At 46.0% G+C, this 18237-nt stretch carries 19 protein-coding genes; 12 read left to right on the top strand and 7 right to left on the bottom strand.

Annotation, left to right across the window (positions count from 1 at the left end; all coding sequences use genetic code 11):
* Positions 1-3: 3 nt before the first annotated feature.
* Positions 4-540, bottom strand: a complete 537-nt coding sequence (gene moaB, locus ACFQ45_RS12155) for a molybdenum cofactor biosynthesis protein B (RefSeq protein ID WP_377368059.1) — start codon at positions 538-540, stop codon at positions 4-6.
* A gap of 13 nt (positions 541-553) precedes the next feature.
* A complete protein-coding gene (moaA, locus tag ACFQ45_RS12150) occupies positions 554-1549 on the bottom strand; it encodes a GTP 3',8-cyclase MoaA (RefSeq protein ID WP_377368057.1) in 996 nt (331 codons plus the stop codon).
* A 136-nt stretch (positions 1550-1685) separates the two neighbouring features.
* On the opposite strand from moaA, the gene ACFQ45_RS12145 reads away from it, so the two are divergent.
* Complete coding sequence (locus ACFQ45_RS12145; protein ID WP_377368055.1) at positions 1686-2546, top strand: acyl-CoA thioesterase domain-containing protein; 861 nt, start codon at positions 1686-1688, stop codon at positions 2544-2546.
* 158 nt (positions 2547-2704) lie between these two features.
* Positions 2705-4060: a GGDEF domain-containing protein gene (locus tag ACFQ45_RS12140; protein ID WP_377368053.1), complete on the top strand. Its 1356-nt coding sequence runs from the start codon at positions 2705-2707 to the stop codon at positions 4058-4060.
* Here ACFQ45_RS12140 and queG read toward each other — a convergent pair.
* Both queG and ACFQ45_RS12130 read right to left on the bottom strand, forming a co-directional pair.
* Positions 4011-5084: a tRNA epoxyqueuosine(34) reductase QueG gene (gene queG, locus ACFQ45_RS12135; RefSeq protein WP_377368051.1), complete on the bottom strand. Its 1074-nt coding sequence runs from the start codon at positions 5082-5084 to the stop codon at positions 4011-4013. The genes ACFQ45_RS12140 and queG overlap by 50 nt on opposite strands.
* Before the next feature lie 52 nt (positions 5085-5136).
* Positions 5137-5397, bottom strand: coding sequence for a hypothetical protein (locus tag ACFQ45_RS12130; protein ID WP_377368050.1), 261 nt, complete (start codon positions 5395-5397; stop codon positions 5137-5139).
* Positions 5398-5797: 400 nt separating this feature from the next.
* On the opposite strand from ACFQ45_RS12130, the gene ACFQ45_RS12125 reads away from it, so the two are divergent.
* The 4 genes from ACFQ45_RS12125 to ACFQ45_RS12110 all read left to right on the top strand — a co-directional run bounded on the left by ACFQ45_RS12125 (position 5798) and on the right by ACFQ45_RS12110 (position 9340).
* Positions 5798-7540 carry an acetolactate synthase 3 large subunit gene (locus tag ACFQ45_RS12125; RefSeq protein ID WP_377368048.1) on the top strand — a complete coding sequence of 581 codons (1743 nt, stop codon included), beginning with the start codon at positions 5798-5800 and terminating at the stop codon, positions 7538-7540.
* Between the two features lies 1 nt (position 7541).
* Entirely contained in the window at positions 7542-8033 is a 492-nt protein-coding gene (gene ilvN / locus ACFQ45_RS12120; protein ID WP_377368047.1) for an acetolactate synthase small subunit, read from the top strand.
* 230 nt (positions 8034-8263) lie between these two features.
* Complete coding sequence (locus ACFQ45_RS12115) at positions 8264-8770, top strand: hypothetical protein (RefSeq protein ID WP_377368044.1); 507 nt, start codon at positions 8264-8266, stop codon at positions 8768-8770.
* Between the two features lie 117 nt (positions 8771-8887).
* Positions 8888-9340, top strand: coding sequence for an Lrp/AsnC family transcriptional regulator (locus ACFQ45_RS12110; RefSeq protein WP_377368042.1), 453 nt, complete (start codon positions 8888-8890; stop codon positions 9338-9340).
* A gap of 14 nt (positions 9341-9354) precedes the next feature.
* Here the strand turns inward: ACFQ45_RS12110 and ACFQ45_RS12105 are convergent, their stop codons facing one another.
* Positions 9355-10239, bottom strand: a complete 885-nt coding sequence (locus tag ACFQ45_RS12105) for a DMT family transporter (RefSeq protein WP_377368040.1) — start codon at positions 10237-10239, stop codon at positions 9355-9357.
* Positions 10240-10397: 158 nt separating this feature from the next.
* Here ACFQ45_RS12105 and ACFQ45_RS12100 point away from each other — a divergent pair, with 158 nt between their 5' ends.
* Positions 10398-11042, top strand: a complete 645-nt coding sequence (locus ACFQ45_RS12100) for a LysE family translocator (protein ID WP_377368038.1) — start codon at positions 10398-10400, stop codon at positions 11040-11042.
* Between the two features lie 74 nt (positions 11043-11116).
* Here ACFQ45_RS12100 and luxS read toward each other — a convergent pair whose 3' ends face one another.
* Together luxS and yjeH are read right to left on the bottom strand one after the other, a co-directional pair.
* Complete coding sequence (gene luxS, locus ACFQ45_RS12095; protein WP_377368037.1) at positions 11117-11629, bottom strand: S-ribosylhomocysteine lyase; 513 nt, start codon at positions 11627-11629, stop codon at positions 11117-11119.
* 69 nt (positions 11630-11698) lie between these two features.
* Complete coding sequence (gene yjeH, locus ACFQ45_RS12090) at positions 11699-12982, bottom strand: L-methionine/branched-chain amino acid transporter (RefSeq protein ID WP_377368035.1); 1284 nt, start codon at positions 12980-12982, stop codon at positions 11699-11701.
* A 145-nt stretch (positions 12983-13127) separates the two neighbouring features.
* Between yjeH and ACFQ45_RS12085 the strand changes: the two genes are divergently transcribed.
* From ACFQ45_RS12085 to pssA, 5 genes are read left to right on the top strand one after another with little or no spacing between them, the layout of a single operon-like run.
* Positions 13128-13562, top strand: a complete 435-nt coding sequence (locus ACFQ45_RS12085) for an Lrp/AsnC family transcriptional regulator (RefSeq protein ID WP_377368033.1) — start codon at positions 13128-13130, stop codon at positions 13560-13562.
* Between the two features lie 37 nt (positions 13563-13599).
* On the top strand, positions 13600-15327 hold the full coding sequence (locus ACFQ45_RS12080; protein WP_377368032.1) for a chloride channel protein: 1728 nt from the start codon (positions 13600-13602) through the stop codon (positions 15325-15327).
* Positions 15328-15329: 2 nt separating this feature from the next.
* Positions 15330-15752: a protoporphyrinogen oxidase HemJ gene (gene hemJ / locus ACFQ45_RS12075; protein ID WP_452600460.1), complete on the top strand. Its 423-nt coding sequence runs from the start codon at positions 15330-15332 to the stop codon at positions 15750-15752.
* A 25-nt stretch (positions 15753-15777) separates the two neighbouring features.
* Positions 15778-17064 carry a glutamate-1-semialdehyde 2,1-aminomutase gene (gene hemL / locus ACFQ45_RS12070; RefSeq protein ID WP_377368030.1) on the top strand — a complete coding sequence of 429 codons (1287 nt, stop codon included), beginning with the start codon at positions 15778-15780 and terminating at the stop codon, positions 17062-17064.
* A gap of 11 nt (positions 17065-17075) precedes the next feature.
* A complete protein-coding gene (gene pssA, locus ACFQ45_RS12065; RefSeq protein WP_377368028.1) occupies positions 17076-17870 on the top strand; it encodes a CDP-diacylglycerol--serine O-phosphatidyltransferase in 795 nt (264 codons plus the stop codon).
* Positions 17871-18237 lie beyond the last annotated feature (367 nt).

Genomic DNA, 18237 nt, shown 5'->3' with positions numbered 1-18237 from the left:
GGATTAAGCTCCTTGTCCTTCAGGTAATGGTCCGAGCAACATGGTGACAAAGTTACACGGGCGGTGGCGCGCGTCCAGTTGCTCCTTAATAATGCCATTCCAAGCGGTGCGACACGCCCCAGTAGACCCTGGTAAGCAGAAAATAAGGGTCTTATTAGCAAGTCCTGCCAGAGCACGGGACTGAATGGTAGAAGTGCCGATTTCCTCGTATGACAACTGGCGAAACAGTTCCCCAAAACCATCCACTTCTTTATCTAGTAGAGGGGTGATGGCTTCTGGTGTGCTATCTCTGGAGTAGAATCCTGTGCCGCCAGTGATCAGTACCACATGGGTTTTAGAATCCGCTATCCAGTTAGAAACCACCGCACGCATGGCATAAACATCATCTTTTACGATCTGGCGGTCTTGCAGAGTGTGTCCTGCTTCCGTCAATAAGCTGATTAGCGCGTCACCAGAGGTGTCCTCAGCAAGGCTTCGAGTGTCAGAAACCGTCAGTACGCTAATGTTAAGAGGTCGAAAAGGAGAAGGTGTTTTGGCCATGGTAAATTCCTTATTAGCCGCCTGTGGCGCTCATAAAGCGCAATATCTGCGGCTCTTCTTCTAAATTAAAATGGTGCTTCTCTGGCTTTAATGCCAAAGAGTCCATAATGGCTTGTTGTAAGACGAGCGGATTGTTCGGGTGAGCCCGTACGACCGATTTCAAATCTTTCGAGTGTTCGTTACCAAGGCACAGTAGAAGGCGGCCTTCTGCGGTCAAACGTACGCGATTACAAGTGCTGCAAAAATTATGGCTGTGGGGGGAAATAAAGCCTATTTTGCTGGTCTGTCCCAGCACATCATAATAGCGTGATGGCCCCCCCGTTTTGTTGTCTGATGGCGACAACTGCCAGTGTTTTGCTAACGATGCCTGCAGGTCATCGCTGGAAACATAGACTTTGGCTCGATCATGATGGCTGATGTGTCCAAGGGGCATTTCTTCAATAAAGCTAATATCCATACCTTTGTTGAAGGCAAATTGCGTGAGGTCTAACACCTCATCATCATTGTAACCACCGAGGATGACTGCATTCATCTTAATGCGTTTAAAAGGTAACTGGGTGACGGTGTCGATCCCATCGAGTACCTGTTGCAACTTATCCCGACGGGTGAGTTCTAAAAAGCGTTCTGGCTTAAGGGTGTCCAAACTCACATTAAGGCGAGATACCCCGGCGTTGAGCAAGTCATTTCCCATTTTAGTCAGCTGTGAGCCATTGGTGGTGATGGTCAACTCTTCTAATCCTGGAAGGGCGGCGATCTTCTCTAACGCCCAAAGGATGTTTTTGCGCACCAGTGGCTCACCACCGGTAATACGAATGCGCTTTGTCCCTAGGCTACAATAAGCTTGGGCGATTTGAACTATTTCTTCTAAGGATAGGATGTCCTTGCGGGGAAGAAACTCGGCATCTTCATCCATGCAGTAGGTACAACGAAAATCACAGCGGTCGGTGACGGAGATTCGAAGATAATCAATTGTGCGACCGAATGGGTCTGTGAGCATGGAGTGTGACACGTAAAAACCTCGCTTTAACCCTGCTATAGAAGCAAAATTTTGCGGACTAGGCAAAGAATTCTAGCTATTGATTCATTTAAGTGATCAGTACTAAGCTGGTATAAAAACACCATAGCGAACGATAAGGAGAACTCGCGTGCAACAGGTGATTCATAATTTAATTGACCTACTGACTTTAACAAAAGTCTCAGATCTGAGCTTTGAGGGAAAAAGCCAAGATCTGGGGTTTCCTAAAGTGTTTGGTGGGCAAGTGGTAGGGCAAGCATTGAGTGCTGCCTCTCAGACCGTGCCTAAAGGACGTGCCCCCCATTCTTTACATAGCTACTTCTTGCGACCTGGCGATGCTAACGAAAGCATCAAGTACGAAGTGGAAGTGGTGCGTGATGGGGGAAGTTTTAGTGTTCGTCGCGTCATCGCCAGTCAAAAAGGCAAGAGTATTTTGGTTATGACAGCATCGTTTCAGGTGTTTGAAGAAGGGCTCTCTCACCAAGAAACCATGCCGAACGTGCCCGGGCCAGAGAATTTCAAATCAGAGTTAAGTCTCTTTCGTTCCCATGCGGAGGAAATCCCTGAGCGAGTTCGTGATTTATTGACCGCTGACCGTCCCATAGAATATCGCATTGTGGAAAATCAGAACCCATTTCGCCCGCGTCCTGGACTGGCCGCTCGCCATATGTGGATTAAGAGTGTGGCACCGCTGCCGGACTGTGAATTAGTGCACCAGTGTATGTTGGCCTATACCACGGATTATGGCTTTTTGGAGACAGCGTTACAGCCCCACGGTATTTCAATTGGTAGCCCAAAAATGCAAATTGCCAGTTTAGATCATTCCATATGGTTTCATCGTCCGTTCCGCTTGGATGAATGGCTATTATATGTGGCTGATAGTCCTTCTGCTTCCTCTGCACGAGGCTTTGTACGAGGTAAAATCTTTGATCGAGCAGGAAACTTAGTGGCTTCCACGGCACAAGAGGGCTTGATACGCCTCACTTCGTGATTTTACTTTGCAAATACCCTAATAAGTTAGTGTGTTGTGATACTGCTGTGTTATTTTTGATCAGTTTTTAATGCAGGGAATGTTTACTTCGGCCCACATGGAGGTGGGCTGAAGATTAAAAAGCGTTTGCTCTCAATACGGATATTAAAGGGTTTTGCGTGATAGCTCAGCGAAGTGCAGTGAATTTTATCGTGCTAAAGGTGATGGCGTTTTATTTAATTGCCGCGGCTTTGGTTTTAGCAATTTTTATGGTGGTCTCCTATCATGTGCTACTGAGTCAGCAACAGGGAGGTCTAGCAAAGCTGGCAAATTATGTTGAGACAGTACTCAGCATTAAACGTATGTCGCCAGTGAAGCGCGACAACCTAATTTCTCATTATTTAGATGACAATCGAGAATTATTCAGTTGTGTTGCGCTAAAAAATCCTAGGTCTGGTAATAGCTTTAATTGGGTAAATCCAGCCACTGAGCAACCTTGGCGAGAGGGAGAGTTGCACAGCATCGCTTTAAACGCCTCGTCTGATATTCTTCTGGTGCAGTTTAATCATTTGTCCATGGTAGGGATCTTGTTTTCTCAATTTGGGATAACCTTATTCGCCATGTTGGCTCAGTTAGCATTGCTAGTGGTGTTGATTTGGGTATTGGTTCGTCGAAGTTTGCGCAGAAGTGTGTTTCGCTTTGTTAAAGAATTAAGCTTGATTAATTTAAAGAAGCCCACTCCGATCCAATACGACAGTTCCTTGTCACAGTTTATAGAATATCGTCAGATTATCGGGATTGTGAATCGTGTATTGCTGTCCTTGGCCCGATCTAGGGAAGCGCTTGCAGCAACTAATGAAGAGTTGGAGCAGCGAATTGCATTCAGGACGGCCGCTCTAGCAAGCAAAAATAAAATCTTGTTAGAGCTGAATCAGCAGTTATCGGTGGTCGCTAATACGGATGCATTGACTCAGGTGTATAACCGTACGCGTTTTGATCAACTTTTTTCCGAGAATTTGGCCTTTGCCCAACAGCATAAAGCCCCTTTATCGATTCTTTTAATTGACCTAGATAACTTTAAAAAAGTGAACGATCAATATGGTCACCAAGTTGGGGACCAAGTGTTAAAACATTCGGCAGACTGCATCAACAAAGTGGTTGGCCAAAATGGATTCGTGTGTCGTTGGGGAGGAGAGGAGTTTGCTGTTTTGCTGCCTTACTACGATATCGAGCTCGCGCGATGCAAGGCTGAGCATATTCGTGGCTCCTTAGCTCGCTCTCGAAACAAGGCCTTTGATCTCACAGTAACAGTAAGTATTGGCGTGGCTGAACTCGGCACAGACGAGCAGTCTTCCGAAGTCTTAAAGCGGGCTGACGATGCCCTCTATGACGCCAAAGCCCATGGCCGAAACTGCGTGGTGTGTGCTAAGTGTCCTGGGCCTGATACGCAATTGGCGTTTGGGGAAATGGAGAAGCTCAATAAGATCACACTTGATGCTGAGCAAGCGCCCAATCTAGGTGGATCAAAAGCTTAGGTGAGGCATTTTTTCGAGCGTGTTTGAGTGTTTCAACGATGGCTCCGCTAGTGGGAGCGTTACCTAGTGCGATGGCTAAGTTACGGCGCCAGTTTTCATACCCTGTACGTCGAATAGGGGAGCCTTCAGTATTGCTTAGGAAGGTTTCTTCATCCCAGTTAAATAACGTTACTAGGTCTTCGTTATCTAGATTATGCCGAGGCTGAAAATCTGCTTCTTGTGTGTGTTTAGCGAACTTGGTCCACGGGCACACCAGTTGGCAATCATCACAGCCAAAAATGCGGTTGCCCATCTTGGCGCGTAGTTCTTCAGGGATGATGCCATCGTACTCAATGGTTAAATAGGATATGCACTTGCTGGCGTCCAAAACCCATGGTCCCACAAATGCATCGGTCGGGCATTTGTCTAAACAGGCGGAGCAACTGCCGCAATGCTTTGTCTTTGTCGGGGCGTCCACCGGAAGAGGCAAATTGGTAAAAACTTCACCGAGCAAGAACCAGCTACCTGCCTTTGGGGCAAGTAATAGTGTGTTCTTTCCGATCCACCCCATGCCAGCTTGCTCCGCTATTTGGCGCTCTAAAATAGGAGCGCTGTCCACAAAGGCACGATAGCCGTGATCGCCAACCTGTTCTTGGATGCGTTTTGCCAATTGTGTTAAACGTTTGCGAATCAGCTTGTGGTAATCCCGTCCTAATGCATAGCGGGCAATATATGCTTTGTCTTTGGTTGTTAGGCGTTTAACGGTTTCTACAGATTGGGGTAAGTAGGCCATACTTAGACTGATGACACGTTTGGTGCCCGCGTGTAAAGCCTCTGGGGTAAAGCGCAGGGAGTCATGATTGGCTAAGTAATCCATGGTGCCATGGTATCCAGCGTCTAACCAAGCATGATATTGCTCTCGATATTGCTCTAATTCAGGATCAACGATGCGACAGTCGGAAAAGCCTAATTCTTGCGCCCATTGTTTAATTTGATCGGCAAGCTCGGCGAGGTCTGATGGGGAATTAAGTTGATTGGGTAACACGGGCTGCGCTTATTTTTGAAGGTAAGAGAACCTCTTACCTTCGGTGGAGACGTTAATATAAATTAACGTCGCTTTTCACTGTGTCCATCAGAAGTTTGATAAATAAACGATCTGCTTCTGAGTGCTCTTCTGGGATTTTTAGTGTGGTTTGGTTGGAAACTTCTTCAGCAATTTTCTGAAATGCGTTGGGCTCATTGATGTGCTCTTTTGCAATGCGCACTAATTCGCCAGACAGTTCAGGCTCCATGAGCATTTTGCGAAAACAGCGTAAAAACTCATCAATAATTCGTTGTTGGTTTAGTTCTGAAGCCATGATTGGAACTCCTTAATACAGACTAACTATATGACACCATGAAAGGGCGGTTTGAGCAAGGACAAAGGTACATAAGTCCCCCAATTCATTGACTCGGGGAGAGATGCCTGCGACAATGGCTTATTACATCAGCAATACCCCGCTGATTGTCTCTTCTGATGGCGGCCAACAGCCCCTCCTATACGACTAAGTATAGTCGTTACACAAAGTATTGTGAGTAGAACGTTTACCAACAATGCTTTCCCTCGCGAAAAGACGCGGGCAGTGTCACAACTGCGATTTCTTGCGTTTGAGTGTTCCTTGATTCTAGGCAACTCATTAGTTTTGCAAACATCGTTTTATCAACTTTAATCTGCCCTTGGTATGCGGTTACAATAGCTGCACCAAAATAAGCAGACAGATGAACACTACAGAGGTTTTCAAGGTGGAGTTATTATCCGGTGGTGAAATGATCGCCCGCTTCCTCAAAGATGAGGGAGTCGAAAATATTTATGGCTATCCAGGTGGTGCAGCATTGCACATTTATGACGCACTGCATCGACAATCAGATGTTAAGCATGTGCTCGTCCGCCACGAACAAGCTGCAACCCACATGGCTGACGGTTATGCTCGTGCAACGGGTAAGCCAGGCGTCGTCCTCGTAACTTCTGGTCCAGGTGCGACCAATACCGTGACTGGTATTGCGACAGCATTTATGGACTCTATTCCGATGGTTGTCATCTGTGGTCAGGTTATGAGCTACCTGATCGGTGAAGACGCGTTTCAGGAAACAGACATGATCGGTGTGTCACGTCCTATCGTGAAACACAGCTTTACTGTCAAGCATCCTTCTGAGATCCCAATGATTTTGAAGAAGGCTTTCCATATTGCTAGCAGTGGCCGTCCAGGTCCGGTTGTCGTTGATGTGCCAAAAGACATGACGATGCCGAATGAAAAATTCGAATACAAGTATCCTGAGTCCGTGTCTTTGCGCTCTTACACGCCTCCTGCAAAAGGTCACAGCGGTCAGATCAAAAAAGCAGTGGATCTACTTTTAGCTGCCAAGCGTCCGGTTATTTACGCTGGTGGTGGTGTCATCATGGGCGGTGGTTCTGACCAGCTTACTAAGCTTGCGCAACAGTTAGAATACCCTGTCACCAATACGCTTATGGGCTTAGGTGGCTATCCAGGTACTGATAAACAGTCATTAGGCATGTTGGGGATGCATGGTTCCTACGAAGCGAACCAGGCAATGCATCACAGTGATTTGATTTTGGCTGTGGGTGCGCGCTTTGATGACCGTGTTACCAATGATCCGGATAAATTCTGTCCTGGTGCAAAAATCATTCACATCGATATTGATCCTGCGTCCATTTCTAAAACAATCCGTGCCGATGTGCCGATTGTAGGGCCTGTTATTCAAGTGCTGGAAGAAATGCTTCAGTTGATCGACGATGCTCCAGCACGTAAAAACCAAGAGTCTATTCAAACTTGGTGGAAACAGATTAATGAATGGCGTCAGGTGCACGGCGGTCGTTACGACACTTCGAGTGAGAAGATTAAGCCACAAGCGGCAGTAGAAGCGTGTTGGCGTGCCACTAAAGGTGATGCGTTTGTTGCATCAGATGTGGGCCAACACCAGATGTTTACAGCTCAGTACTACAAGTTTGCTAAACCTTACCGTTGGGTAAACTCTGGTGGTCTAGGCACTATGGGCTTTGGTTTGCCTGCGGCAATGGGTGTGAAAATCAACTTCCCTGAAGAGACGGTCGTTTGTGTGACCGGCGAGGGCAGTATTCAGATGAACATCCAAGAGTTGTCCACGTGTCTTCAGTATGGCTTGCCTGTGAAGATTCTATGTTTGAACAACGGCTACTTGGGCATGGTTCGCCAATGGCAAGATATGAACTATGAAGGTCGTCACTCAAATTCTTACATGGATTCTTTGCCGGACTTTGAGGCCTTGATGGGTGCTTACCGTCATAAGTATGTTGAGATTCGTACGAAGGATGAGTTGGATTCTAAGATGGAAGAAGCGTTCGCAATGAAGGATCAGCTTGTATTCATCAACTGTTACGTGGACCCAGAAGAACACGTATACCCAATGCAAGTGCCACGCGGTTCTATGCGTGACATGTTCTTGAGCAAAACGGAGCGAACTTAATATGCGACACATTATCTCAGTTTTAATGGAGAATGAGCCGGGTGCATTGTCGCGTGTGGTTGGTCTGTTCTCTCAGCGTAACTTTAACATTGAGTCTTTGAACGTAGCGCCGACAGACGATTCAACCTTGTCTCGTTTGACTTTAACAACATTCGGCTCAGACCAAGTGGTCGAGCAAATCACTAAGCAGCTGAATAAGCTAATTGATGTAGTGAAGTTGGTGGACCTGACAGAAGGTCAGCACATTGAGCGTGAATTGATGCTAGTGAAAGTACGTGCTTCTGGGGCTCAGCGTGCCGAAGTGAAACGTACCGTAGACATTTTTCGTGGCAACATCGTGGATATGACCCCGTCTATCTACACCATTCAAATCGTGGGTGAATCCGACAAGTTGGATGGCTTCCTGCAAGCTTTAGGTGGCATGCACACACTTGAAGTCGTGCGTACAGGGGTTTCAGGTATCGCACGAGGCGAAAAAACCTTGTCATTGTAAGACTTCTATCAGGTTGTTTCAAAAACGCGCTTCGGCGCGTTTTTTTATGCCTATAAGAATGTTGATTCTCCTATTCTTTAAATGATGCTGACAATTACACAGTAAATGCGCAGTGAGCTCTAATGTTAGTACTTAATAGGAGCAATTCTGTAACCCGCGCTGAGCCCCTTTAATTTCTTTAGCCCGCCATTAACAATGTAAGTACACATTCATTGAGACAGGACGAAACTATGAACACTTCATTGGTAAACCAATCAGTAAATGTCGCAAAAAAAGGTGCGTTGGCCGTAGCTGTTTCGGTTGCTGCTATGTCGGGGTCGGCGGTCTACGCAGATGATAATGCATGTTTAACTGTGGCAGAGAAAGAAGTGGCATTGAAAACGGCTCAAGTACAGGATGATTGGAGTGAAATCTTTACGTCTCAAGCAAGTCTGATGACGGCGAAGACCGAATGCTTTATTGATGAAAAGCTCACCGAGGATAATGCTCAAGATACTTGGGCTGATGTTAAATCGGATTTTCAAGATGGCATGGAAGACATCCACGAAGAATTTGATGAGCAGGTAGCGAACGCAAAAGATGTCTATGAAACAGCCAAAGACAAGGCGAACACTGACGAAGCATTGGCAAAAGCGGAAGAAACCTATGACAACACTATGGAGTCCATTACTGAAGCGTACAGCAACTCAGTGGCTTCTCTAAAAGAAGAATTGGGCATTGATAGCAGTAACAGCTAATCCATTACTTTAACGGGAATAAACGGCCACTTTTATGTGGCCGTTTTTATTTGGATGGTTATCGAAATCTCCCGTACTAACCGCTAAGCTAGTGCTTCTTATAGATTAGGGTGACAAATGGACAAGATTAATTGGAAACTGATTCAAGCATTGGAGTCTAACGGCCGACTCAGTTTTGCCGAACTAGGAAAATTAGTACACCTGTCTGCCCCTGCGGTTGCAGAGCGGGTTAGAAAGCTAGAAGAGCAAGGTGTGATTACCGGGTATGGCGCTCGGATAAACTTAGAAAAAGTGGGTATTCCCATTACTGCATTGGTGGAGTGTGAGGTTTATCGAGCAAAAGAGCGTGAGTTTAAAGACCTCGTCCTGGGATTAGACGAAGTAGTGGATTGCTACAATGTCACTGGATCATCCGCCTTTATATTGAAGGTTGCTGTGGCGTCCATGTCCACATTGGATGTGTTGCTGGAACGCTTGATCGATCTAAGTGACACTAAAACCATGATGATTTTATCTAATCCGATCAAGCGAGAGTTACCCTTAAACGCTCAAGAAGCGAGCCATTTCTAGGCTTTGGCTGATGCTTAAAGTGGCTGTTGTTCAGCTGAAGTTAGTTTCGCTTTATTTCGTGGCCACTGGCTGACGATCATCCCAGTAAAAATCAATCCGCACCCAAATAAAGCCTGACTGGTTAATAGTTCGCCCATAAATAACCAGCCACCAATCACCGCAAAGACCGCTTCCATGGATAATATCAAAGCGGTGGTGCTGGGAATGACCTTACGTTGTCCCAATGTCTGCAAAGTAAAGGCGATGCCTGAAGAAGCCACACCCGCATATACTAATGGCCACCAAGCGGCATCAATGCCAGCAATGGTTGGTGCTTCAAAAATAAAAGCTGTAAGGGTTGCTAGGACAGTCGCAACGGCAAACTGCATGATCGATAGCGGCAGGGCAGGCAGAGAGCGTGAAAGGTAACCAATAAACAGAACATGGGACGTCCAAAATAAAGTGCCTACAAGTTCTAACGCATCCCCCTTATTAATCGAAAGGTTAGGACCTACGGTTAAAGTGTAAAAACCAACTAAAGCTACGCCGATTCCCACCCAAGCTAAGCGATCAATTTTTTGTTTAAAAAGCAGTCCTACCAAGGGTACAAAAATTATGTACATGCTGGTGATAAAACCTGCGTTTCCGGCCGTGGTGTACAAGAGCCCCATTTGCTGGAAGGTAAAGCCACAGAAAATCAGTGTGCCAGCGCTGGTGCCACAGATTAAAAGCTTCTTAAAATCATAGGCTTGAGAGGTTTTAAAGAGCAGCAATAAAGGGATAAGTGACAAGGTCGCTAAGAGAAATCGAACGGCGTTAAAAGTATGGGGACCTATGTCGTCCATAGCCGTGCTTTGTGCAACAAATGCAAAACCCCAGATGCAGGCAGTTAACCATAAAAAAATGTGCGGAATAGACATGACATCGCCTCAATATATCGTTAAAGTTGCCGCCAATTTTACGGTGAACGGTTAAAGTCAGAACAGCAGGAAACCTTTGAATCCAAGGCTTAGGTCTTTGAAAAACAAGGTTGGGAGTGAGTTTTGCTTTGGAATCATAAGTCATTCTTTGAGAGGTAATGAAACAGCGAATGGCACTACAACTTTGGCTCGCAACAGCGCCTATTTTATTGCTGTTGTCCTTTGGTCCTGGTCCTAATAATTTTACGGCTATGTACAACGGCATTCGTGCTGGAGCATGGGCGGCGCTGATTGCAGTGATTGGCCGGAACATCGCATTTGGTATTTTGATGTTGATCTCTGCATTAGGTTTAGGAGCGGTGATCGTTTCTTCTCCTTTTTGGTTCAATGTCGTGAAATGGCTGGGTGTCTTGTATCTGTTTTATGTGGGGGTAAAGGCTTGGATGCAGGCGTCTAATAACCTTGTTTCCATGGAAGAAGGAGGGGTTGTGGTCCCAAGTTCTCATAAGGATCGCATGCGCCAAGAATTCATGATTGCCGTTAGTAACCCTAAAGCAATATTGATCTTTACGGCGATCTTCCCGCAAATGTTGGACTTGAATCAGCCAGTGACTATTCAGTTTGTGATCATGGGGATGACCTTTATGGTCACGGAGTTTATCGCAGCATTTTTCTATGCTATTGGTGGCCGTCAGTTGCGTCGTTTGATTCGCAGTCCCCGTGGTATGGCGAACCTTAACCGCGGTATGGGTGGCGTGTTTGTGTTAGCGAGTGCCTTTCTGGCGACGGCATCACGTATTTAAGCAAGTTATCTCGGACATAAAAAAAGGAGCCACGGCTCCTTTTTTGTATTACCAGAAAGTAAAATGGCGGTCGATTAAGAGTGTTCAGCCAAAAACTCTTCGGTTAGGTATAGCTCTTCATTACTGTTTACGGCTACGCCGCGAGCCAGAATGTTTTTAGCGATGTCTTTCGCTTCTTCCAAGGAATGCATCGTGTAGGTACCGCACTGGTATTCATTTAGCTCTGGAATATCTTCTTTTGCTGCAACATTAATTACATCTTCCATCGCCGCTTTCCAGCTCGCACCGACTTTTTCTTCGCTTGGTGTTCCGATTAGGCTCATGTAGAAACCTGTGCGGCAACCCATTGGTGAAATATCGATGATCTCAACGTCGTCGCCATTTAGATGATCACGCATGAAGCCGGCAAATAAATGCTCCAAGGTATGAATGCCTTTTTCAGACAAGATTTCTTCGTTCGGCACGCAAAAACGTAGGTCAAACACAGTGATAGTGTCGCCTTTTGGTGTCGCCATGGATTTAGCAACGCGAACGGCAGGTGCATGCATGCGAGTGTGGTCTACTCGAAAGCTGTCTAGTAATGGCATGTGATTCTCTCCTGATGTATCCCAGGCTTTGCTTATTACGCAAGCAAAGCCATGTGTTTGAATATAGCCTCATTGTACATGAATTTTTTCATCAGGGAGGGGGCGTTTCTGAGATTTCATATGTTCCCATGCGAATGCCAGTCCAAAGGCAATCAGAGCAAATAGCATACTTTCCCCTACAAAGGTGGTCATGGCGATACAAAAGAGTGTCGCGACACATGCAATGGCTTTGAGTGCGCCCGTTAGCAGTTTAATGGCGATGGCGCAGGTTAATAAGTAAATGAGCAGAAAAGCACCATTGGTCATTTCGATGAGCCAGTTAAGAGGTGTCCCTGAATATTCAAAAAACAAAAGAGATGCAATACCTATGATTCCTACTAGGCTCACCGCCCGGACAGGTGTGCCAGAAGCGGTTAGCTTGGCAAAGTAGTGGGGGAGGGCGTGCTGGCTTGCCATAGATTGAATCATGCGAGAGAAGCCTAAAATGTAAACACCAACATTAGAGAAGGCGATCACGTAAGCGCCCAAGGCGAAGTAGCGACGGGCCTCTTCACCAAGTAAAGCGCCAACTAATAAGGCAAGGGATTGGCTGTTTGTGAGTTCGTCCCCGTATACTTTATGGTGGGCGATCATTAATACAGTTGCTAAGTACAGGGCAACAACAATGACAATGCCACCCAACAAGGCGATTGGAAAATCCCGACCAGGGTTTTTAAACTCAGCTCCCATATGAGCCATAACTTCGATACCGATGAAGCACCAAAAAATAGTCCCTGTGGCTAATAGTGCCGTGTTTATATCAGTGAGTGCGGTCGGAGCCTCCACGTTTAGCATCACGGCGCCTGATGAGGCGTTCATGCTAAGGGCAAAGAGTGCTACAACAGTGGTGATCAAACACAATACAATAATGGTTTGGAAGCTTGCGGAGTTTTTAAGCCCGGCAATGGCAAAAAGTAGCATACCTATGAGTGTGATAATGCTCAGGTTCAGTATTTGTCCCTCGGCAACATTTAGTAGAACCGCGAGATAGGCTGCTGCCACCTTGATGGCTACGGTCGGTCCTACCAAGAGTATGCTAAGAAATAACCAGCCAATAGCCCGTTCTGTTTTTGCCCCAAGTACTTTTCCGATATAGTGTGACGCGCCACCAGCAGACGGATATTTACTGCCTAGTAATGCAAAAACAAACGCGACAGGCATGATTGCCAGTGCTGTGATCAACCAAGCGTAAAAAGCGAAGGATCCCGCTTCTGCCACTGAGATCGCCGGTAGAATCATCAGCCCAGTGCCGACAAAGGTTGTGACGGTTAATGCTATGCCACGAATTGGGCCAAGAGTGCGTTGGTATTGCATTGGATTTTCCTTGATACCGTTTTACTGATTTGTAAGGCAAAGGATAAAATGAAGCGTAAACAATGGCGCTATACAAATCGTCAGCAATTCGCGGCAAAATAACGTATTTACCGTCAAAATGACGGCAAGGAATAGAAGAACAAAAATGGCTATTGATCGATTTGATGAGAAAATTTTGGCATTGTTGGTGGAGGACGCTCGACAGTCTGTATCAGACATCAGTCGAAAGGTTAATTTATCTCGATCAGCCGTCACCGAGCGGATAAAAAGACTAGAAGAGAGCCGAGTTATTGAAGGGTATCACGCGCGATTGGGTGTCGATGCCAGTCATACTGTCATGGCGTATTTTTCGTTGACCTTTCGACCCATGGTTCGAGAGATGGTCGAGCCCTACATTCGCTCTATTCCTGAGATTCGGTTTGCCCACTATATTAGCGGTGATGTGGACATCATCATGTTGGTAGAAACTGAAACCATGGCGCGTTTAACCGCGTTAAGGGTAGAGATGGACAGTTGGCCGAATATTGAGAAAATTATGACTCACATGTGTTTGGCGGACGCTGGTGTGTCGAAACAGTGATGCGTTATGACAGTTGGAGGAGTGAAAACTGAAGGGATTGAATTTTATCGAGCGCTGGCGCAAAGGTGATCTAGGCTCTGACGATTTATTGGTGCTGTCTGGTTTAGCGCTGGTATGCGGTGTTCTCAGTGGTCTCACGATGACATCATTGGTGATGCTGTTGTTATGGTTCGCCTCTTTTATTTTGCCTACCCATAGCGAAAGCTATGAACTTCTCCCTCCTGAATTCCGTTTTTTGTTACCTGTCTTGGCTTGTATTCTACTGGCTGGTATTTGGCACTTCCTGCCAAAACGTCACTTAAAGGTTGGTATCCCTTATGTTGTTGAACGGTTGAACTATCATCAGGGCAACTTGCCGATCATTAATGCGGTGGTTCAGTTTGTAGGTGCTCTCATTGGATTGATGGGAGGTCTGTCAATCGGCAAAGAGGGGCCCGCAGTGCATATTGGCGCGACTTTTGGTAGTCGACTTGCCCAGCGTTTTCGATTGTCATATATCGGTGTGGATACTTTGGTGGCCTGTGGTGTAGCTGGTGCCATTGCTGCGGCTTTTCAAACCCCTTTAGCTGGAGTTCTGTTTGCCTACGAGGTGATATTTCATGAATATCGGCTGCGTTTGGTACTGCCTGTATTGCTGTCATCAATCGTAGCCATGTTTATCAGTGAAGGCCTGCTTGGGCGTTTCGATTTATTTGAGTTGGGCGTGCTTAAACTGCCCCTTTATGATTTTTCTATGCTGCTCGCTTATTGCGTCTTGGTGGTACTGATCGTCATTGCATCGAGCCTTTTTTATCAAGTGCAACGCTGGTTTTGGCGCTTTGGTAATGTGTCGCCATGGGTCCGATTTCTGTTTGTAGGAGTCGTGACGGGGGCGGTTGGCTTGCTGGTGCCTCAGGTGCTTGGGGGCGGTTATGATTCTTTAAATGTAGCGTTGACGGGAGGGAACTTTATCATGCCTCTCCTGATCTTAATTATCGCTAAGGTGGTGCTTACATCTTTGTCTATTGGATTAGGCATTCCTGGTGGGATGATCGGTCCTACCTTTGTGATTGGCGGATTAGTGGGTGCGCAAGTGTCCTTGTGGGTCGACACTGGACTTCTGCCAGCAACAGAAATGTCGTTATTTGTATTACTTGGCATGGCGGCCATGATGGCAACGACTTTTCAGGCTCCCCTTACGGCTATGATTGCTATGGTGGAAATGACCCATACCTCTCAAACCATTGTCCCTGCTATTTTTGTGATTGTGTTGTCCTGCACGGCGATTCGCTTGTTGTTTAATCAGGACTCTATCTTTGTGGAGCGCATGAATGCCCTAGGGTTGGTTTCAGAGTGGTCACCAGTCCAGCGATTGTTGCGTCAACAGGATCTACGTAATGTAGCGCAGAAAGTAAAAGTGCTGCCCGCCATATTGCCCTTGGAACGAATCCGAGATTTGGCGTCAAATATGGTAGACTATGTGGCAATCAAAGCTGGCGATGCCTACTTTTTAGTTTCAGCCCCTGAAATGTTGGACAAGTTGAAACAATTGGATCTTGGTCCACAGGCTTGGTTGGCCAGTGATGGAGATCAGCAGGGAATGGATGTGCTGATGGCATTACAGGGAAAAGAAGTCAGGGTGATTGACTCATCTATGCCGTTGCCGGACCTGATAAATTGGCTACACAAAAATAATCAGTCGCAAGTATTGGTGCAGTATGTTGATGCGGGAAGCTTCTGGCTAGTGACTTCCCATCAGCTTAATCAAATGTTGTTTAAGGAATAACTATGTTGTGGGTAAAAGCGTTCCACATTATTTCGATGGTGTGCTGGTTTGCTGCCTTGTTCTATTTGCCGCGTTTGTTTGTATATCATGCCAGTGCAGAAGATACAGCGAGTATCGAACGTTTTAAAATTATGGAGCGTAAGCTGTATCGAGGCATTATGACGCCGTCAGCCATTTTGACTGTGGTGTTTGGTGTCTGGTTGGTGTCCTATGCACCGGAATATTATTTAAAAGCAGGGTGGTTTCATGCCAAGGCGTTTTTAGTGGTCTTGTTACTTGGCTATCACCATGCATGTGGGCGATTACTGAAAAAATTTGCCAATGATGTGAACACTCGTAGTCATGTGTTTTACCGTTGGTTCAATGAATTGCCTGTTTTGATTTTACTTGGCGTGACCATCTTGGTGGTTGTTCGCCCGTTTTAAATTTTAGTAAGAAGTGGATCCTGTTATGAGTCGTTCAGAAGATTTGTATTCTCGCGCCCAAAAACGTATTCCTGGCGGAGTGAACTCGCCAGTTCGAGCATTTAATGGTGTGGGCGGAACGCCGTTGTTTTTCCAAAAAGGGGAAGGCGCCTATGTTTACGACGAGGATGGTAAACGTTACATCGATTATGTTGGTTCTTGGGGACCAATGATTCTCGGCCATAATCATCCAGATGTGATTGGTGCTGTTCGCAAACAACTGGATTTTGGTTTGAGCTTTGGGGCTCCAACAGAAGTTGAAATCACCATGGCGGAGAAAGTCTGCGAACTTGTGCCTTCAATGGACATGGTGCGTATGGTGAACTCAGGTACGGAAGCGACCATGAGCGCTATCCGTTTGTCACGTGGTTATACAGGTCGCGACAAAATAGTTAAGTTTGAAGGTTGTTATCACGGTCACTCTGACTCTCTGCTGGTGAAAGCAGGTTCAGGTGCATTAACGCTGGGTGTCCCAAACTCCCCTGGGGTGCCTGCGGATTTAGCGCAACATACGATCACCCTTCAATTTAATGATATTGAAGAAGTAAAAGCATGTTTCAATGAGATAGGCGATCAGATTGCTTGCGTCATCGTTGAGCCTGTTGCTGGTAACATGAATTGCATTCCACCTGCCGCAGGCTTTCTTGAGACGCTTCGTGAAGTCTGTGATCAATCCGGTGCGGTATTGATTTTTGATGAGGTTATGACGGGATTTCGTGTGGCACTTGGCGGTGCTCAAGAGAAATTCAACATCAAGCCAGATCTGACCACATTAGGTAAAGTCATTGGTGCGGGCATGCCAGTGGGAGCATTCGGTGGTAAACGGGAGATTATGGAGCACATTTCTCCCCTAGGTCCTGTCTATCAAGCGGGGACTTTATCAGGTAACCCTGTAGCAATGGTGGCAGGGTTGGCGGTGTTGAATAAAATTAGCGAGCCAGATTTCCACAAAACGTTAGAAAGCAAAACTATCGCCCTCGTAACAGGTATTCAAGCTGCTGCCGACGAGTTAAATGTACCCTTGGTGACTGTATGTGCTGGCGGTGGTATGTTTGGCTTGTTCTTTACAGACCAAGAATGTGTGACAACTTTCGCGGATGTGCAGAAGTGTGATACTGATAAATTCAAGTTGTTCTTCCATCACCTATTAGAAGAAGGTGTTTACTTGGCTCCTTCTGCGTTTGAGGCAGGGTTTACTTCTCAGGCTCATTCGGAAGAAGACATTGCGTTTACCGTTGCTGCGGCTAAACGTGCATTAGCAAAATTGGTTTAGGTGGTTCCATAATGAAGGTGGACGATATGCCTGTTGAAGAAACAGAAAAAGAAATAATCAAAGATGAGCTAGAAGATGACACGGCTGAGGCGCCCAAAACGCTAAAGCAGCCACGTCGAGGTGTGTACCTTTTACCTAATCTGTTTACAACTGCTGCTCTGTTTTCAGGATTTTATTCCATCATCGCGGCTATGAATGGAAACTATACTCATGCAGCGGTGGCGATTTTTATTTCCATGGTGTTCGATGGATTAGATGGGCGAGTGGCTCGTTTAACTCGAACTCAAAGTGCCTTTGGTGCCGAGTATGATTCCTTGGCCGATATGGTGTCTTTTGGTGTTGCGCCCGCTTTGGTGTCATTTACCTGGGCACTTGATCCACTGGGCAAAGTAGGTTGGATTGCTGCTTTTATTTACGTGGTAGGTGCAGCGCTTCGTTTAGCACGTTTCAATACTATGATTGGTAACGAAGATAAGCGTTACTTTACAGGTTTACCAAGTCCTGCGGCAGCCGCGATTGTAGCGGGTGTTATTTGGGCTGCAAATCAAGCTGGTTTGACTGGTGAACAAATGGCTACCGTCATGGCTTTGTTGGTCCCTGTGGCTGGCTTGCTAATGGTGAGCAATGTTAAGTACCGCAGTTTCAAGGACCTGAATATCAAAGGTCGAGTGCCTTTTGTTGTTCTTCTTATCGCTGTGATGGTGTTAGTACTAATCGCACTTGAACCTGCTTTGGTTCTAGCAACAATGTTTTGTGCCTACGGTCTATGGGGCATTCTCGGTATTGTATTTAAGCAACTGCGTTAAATATTTAACGAGATACGATCTAAAAGCCTGCATTTAAATGCAGGCTTTTTTGTTTTGAGCCTTGAAAACTAGTGAAAAGATTAAAACTTGAACGATTGGGCAGTTTTTTGAGAAAAACACAAAAAAGTTTTAAAAAGTACTTGCACTAAATCTGTAGATCCTTAATATACGCCCTCGCTGACACGGAGAGCGCTTCAAAACAACGAAGCAGCTAGCCAAACAAACTAAGTCAGCAACGCTCTTTAAAATAGATAATCAGATAATTTGTGTGGGCGCTCGCTGGAGACTTCAGCAGACCTTTTTTAAGGTCAAAAGATTTGAAGTCTTAAACGAGTGAACACGTCAATTCGCTTTACGTTCTTTAATC

This window comes from Rhodanobacter aciditrophus (genome assembly GCF_042679525.1).
GTDB lineage: Bacteria > Pseudomonadota > Gammaproteobacteria > Pseudomonadales > Marinomonadaceae > Marinomonas > Marinomonas aciditrophus.
The sequence above is the reverse complement of the archived record's forward strand: the minus strand, read 5'-3'. Positions and strand labels throughout refer to the sequence as shown.

Coding starts and splice junctions, on each gene's coding strand:
- moaB (WP_377368059.1), bottom strand. CDS start 540: ATGGCCAAAACACCTTCTCCTTTTCGACCTCTTAACATTAGCGTACTG.
- ACFQ45_RS12130 (WP_377368050.1), bottom strand. CDS start 5,397: ATGGCTTCAGAACTAAACCAACAACGAATTATTGATGAGTTTTTACGC.
- ACFQ45_RS12125 (WP_377368048.1), top strand. CDS start 5,798: ATGAACACTACAGAGGTTTTCAAGGTGGAGTTATTATCCGGTGGTGAA.
- ilvN (WP_377368047.1), top strand. CDS start 7,542: ATGCGACACATTATCTCAGTTTTAATGGAGAATGAGCCGGGTGCATTG.
- ACFQ45_RS12115 (WP_377368044.1), top strand. CDS start 8,264: ATGAACACTTCATTGGTAAACCAATCAGTAAATGTCGCAAAAAAAGGT.
- ACFQ45_RS12110 (WP_377368042.1), top strand. CDS start 8,888: ATGGACAAGATTAATTGGAAACTGATTCAAGCATTGGAGTCTAACGGC.
- ACFQ45_RS12105 (WP_377368040.1), bottom strand. CDS start 10,239: ATGTCTATTCCGCACATTTTTTTATGGTTAACTGCCTGCATCTGGGGT.
- ACFQ45_RS12100 (WP_377368038.1), top strand. CDS start 10,398: ATGAAACAGCGAATGGCACTACAACTTTGGCTCGCAACAGCGCCTATT.
- luxS (WP_377368037.1), bottom strand. CDS start 11,629: ATGCCATTACTAGACAGCTTTCGAGTAGACCACACTCGCATGCATGCA.
- yjeH (WP_377368035.1), bottom strand. CDS start 12,982: ATGCAATACCAACGCACTCTTGGCCCAATTCGTGGCATAGCATTAACC.
- ACFQ45_RS12085 (WP_377368033.1), top strand. CDS start 13,128: ATGGCTATTGATCGATTTGATGAGAAAATTTTGGCATTGTTGGTGGAG.
- hemJ (WP_452600460.1), top strand. CDS start 15,330: ATGTTGTGGGTAAAAGCGTTCCACATTATTTCGATGGTGTGCTGGTTT.
- hemL (WP_377368030.1), top strand. CDS start 15,778: ATGAGTCGTTCAGAAGATTTGTATTCTCGCGCCCAAAAACGTATTCCT.
- pssA (WP_377368028.1), top strand. CDS start 17,076: ATGAAGGTGGACGATATGCCTGTTGAAGAAACAGAAAAAGAAATAATC.